This is a genomic window from Thermomonas beijingensis, from assembly GCF_020034655.1.
Classification (GTDB): domain Bacteria; phylum Pseudomonadota; class Gammaproteobacteria; order Xanthomonadales; family Xanthomonadaceae; genus Thermomonas; species Thermomonas beijingensis.
On record NZ_JAIQDJ010000052.1, the window covers coordinates 1 to 707 of the forward strand.

Genomic DNA, 707 nt, shown 5'->3' on the forward strand with positions numbered 1-707 from the left:
TACAACCTAACAGTTCGTTCAAGCCGACGCCGCTTCATGGCATCGTGTTATCTTTCGGCGTCCGGCTGCTGTCGCTTCGGTTGCACCTCGTTGCGGCGCGGCTTAACTCAGGTGTTAGGCGGCAGGGGGAGCATCTCGGTGGACCATAAGAAGCAGATCCATAGCCACATCCAAGCTGCTGCTGATGAGTTGCTTTCCTTCGTTCGCAGCTCTGAGTCGGCGCATCACGAGGGATGGGTGCCGGCGGTTCAAATCAAGGATGCTTTGGCTCTGAATTTTGTTGCCGTTCCTCAACAGGGGAGTCAGTACGGCCCAAAGGGCTGGCTGTTCGCAATTCTCGCCAGAATCCTCGAGGATCAGGGCCGCCTCGAGCACAAGAAAGTCGGTAGCAGGGCGTTCTTTCGTACAAGGCCTGCTGCCTAACAATTCATTCAAGCCGACGCCGCTTCGCGGCGCGGCTTAATTCAGGCGTTAGGTTTAGCGCGGAATTTTTTGGAGATGTGCGGGCTTTGCATTGAATTGCGCTTGATAGGTTTACTGTTTGGTTCAAGTGTGCCCTTGCGTACTTGGCCCACAGCGCGCAGGGGGCCTGCGCACCGTGGTGGCGGTAGCATTCCGTAGCTTGCTTCGCATGTGCAGTGGGTCGTCGGGCGCCTACAACCTAACAGTTCGTTCAAGCCGACGCCGCTTCATGGCATCGTGTTATC

Annotated in this window: 1 protein-coding gene; it reads left to right on the forward strand. The window is 56.6% G+C overall.

The window, feature by feature from the left end; genetic code table 11:
• Window positions 1-423 (forward strand): hypothetical protein (locus tag K7B09_RS13115; protein ID WP_223629911.1); only part of this gene is annotated, 423 nt, incomplete at its 5' end.
• Window positions 424-707: the final 284 nt, after the last annotated feature.